General features: G+C 44.6%; 3 protein-coding genes and 1 tRNA gene. 2 read left to right on the top strand and 2 right to left on the bottom strand.

Going from position 1 to position 1,979, the window contains the following annotated elements:
- On the top strand, positions 1-654 hold a 654-nt coding region (locus Q7P41_RS12300), incomplete at its 5' end, for a M48 family metallopeptidase (protein ID WP_303884644.1).
- A gap of 27 nt (positions 655-681) precedes the next feature.
- Here the strand turns inward: Q7P41_RS12300 and Q7P41_RS12295 are convergent.
- Together Q7P41_RS12295 and Q7P41_RS12290 are read right to left on the bottom strand one after the other, a co-directional pair.
- Positions 682-996, bottom strand: a complete 315-nt coding sequence (locus Q7P41_RS12295; protein ID WP_303884641.1) for an AzlD domain-containing protein — start codon at positions 994-996, stop codon at positions 682-684.
- Positions 993-1,679 (bottom strand): AzlC family ABC transporter permease, encoded by a 687-nt coding sequence (locus Q7P41_RS12290; RefSeq protein WP_303884638.1) that lies wholly within the window; start codon positions 1,677-1,679, stop codon positions 993-995. Before Q7P41_RS12290 ends, Q7P41_RS12295 begins: the two co-directional genes overlap by 4 nt.
- A gap of 190 nt (positions 1,680-1,869) precedes the next feature.
- Here Q7P41_RS12290 and Q7P41_RS12285 point away from each other — a divergent pair.
- Positions 1,870-1,945 (top strand) — tRNA-Arg (locus Q7P41_RS12285).
- The last annotated feature ends 34 nt before the right edge of the window (positions 1,946-1,979 follow it).

Below are 1,979 nucleotides of genomic sequence, written 5' to 3'. Positions count from 1 at the left end.
AAAATAATCCGAACGAAAAGAAAGACGATAGCTTTGCAAGTGACGGACGATGCCAAATTGATCATCAGGGCTCCTTTTAACCTTGATGACGAGACGATCGCTGAGATCGTCTCGAAACACAGGCGTTGGGTCGAAAAAAAGCAAAAAGAGGCCTCTACTAGAAACCAAAAACTTTCCCCAAAAGAATTCGTCAATGGGGAAGGGTTTCTGTATTTAGGCAGATACTACAAATTAAATATAGTAGAAGACCAAAGTGAACCGTTGAAATTAGAAGGAGCATTTCATCTTTCAAGACATGCGCTTCCACGCGCAAAAGAAACATTTATCCAGTGGTATAAAGACAAAGCCTTTGAAAAAATTTCCGAAAGAGTTCACCTCTATGCCGAAAAACGGGGATATACATACAATAAAATCGGCATAACCGATGCTCAAAAAAGATGGGGTTCGTGCTCTTTTAGGGGAAATTTGAACTTTTCCTGGCGGTTGATAATGGCTCCCCTGTCGGTCCTAGATTACGTTGTCATTCACGAGCTTGTTCATCTGGAAGAAAGAAATCATGCAAAATCCTTTTGGGATAAAGTAAGAATGCTGATGCCCGATTACGAAGGGCATATAGAGTGGCTTAAAAAGAATGGGTATCTATTGAATTTATAAATCAGATATCAGTTAACGTTTATGTCTTTATAATAACATATTAAAGATGGCCATACACGCTATGCCGGACAATATGGTCCATAGTGTGTTTTTAGTAAGTATCGCTGTTAGCGTGGCTACAATGCCTGCCAACAGCCTGACGTTTCCTAGAGAAATAAAAACCTTTCCCGATTGCATGAATAATTCGGGAACAATAAGAGCCGACAGAATGGCTGGAGGCACATATTTTAAAAGCCTCTTTGCCCAGGAGGGAATGTCCCAGACCCCAAAAAGAAATATGAAGGATGCTCGCGTGAGATAAGTCAAAGTTCCCCCAAGAAGCAGGACCAACCATATCTTCATGACCGGCTTCTCCTCAAGTCCAAGGCGAAGCCGCCTGTCATGCCAACCAAAGCGGCAGCTATCAAGCCTAATTTATAGGGAAATCCGAAAAAAAGCATCGAACAGATCCCCGCCGTCAGTGCAGCTATAATGCTAGGGTAGTTATTCAAAGAAGGAACGAGTATAGCTATGAATGTCAACGGCAAAAAGAAATCGAGCGGCCAATCGGATGGAAGCATCTTACCCAGAAAAATTCCCATTGCCGTGCTCATCTGCCAGGTTAACCACAGGATAAGACCTGCGCCCAAAAAATACATGTGATCGTAGCGCTCTTCTCGTTCCTTTTGATAATAACTTATGACGACAGCGTAAGCTTCATCGGTTAAGAGATAAGAAAGCAGTGCCTTCCACCCGAAAGGAAGCTCTTTCAAATAGGGAGCGACCGAAGCGCTGTAAAGCATATGGCGCAGATTGACCATGACCACGGTTAGTGTTATTACGGACCAGGGAATTGATTCGGCAAATAGCTTGCTTGCCACGAACTGCGAAGAGCCGCCAAAGATGATGTAGGACATCGACTGGGCCTGAAACTTGGTCAAGCCTGCCTCCAAAGCGGTTACACCATATATTACGCCAAAGGGCATCACTGCAATCAGCAAAGGCAACTCGTCGCGAGCCCCTCTAAGAAAGGTCCGTAACCTCACAGGTCGATCACTCCTCATTATTAACGTCTTTGGGCTTTGACCATAAATTGTAATTAGAGTAACCTGGATTAGCAACATCTTATTCTTGTCGATCAAAGCCGGCGTTTCATGGAAATTTTAGCAAACCCTGTTGACTATTCTTCGAAGCTGTGATAACTTTCCTATTGCCGCTTAGTGATAAAGGCAGTGAGCGCCCGTAGCTCAGTGGACAGAGCGGCGGACTTCGGATCCGTTGGTCGCGGGTTCAAATCCTGCCGGGCGCGCCATAAAGGGCTGTTACGTTTGTGGGCCGTTAGCTCA

It is taken from the genome of Acetomicrobium mobile, assembly GCF_937920065.1.
The sequence above is the reverse complement of the archived record's forward strand: the minus strand, read 5'-3'. Positions and strand labels throughout refer to the sequence as shown.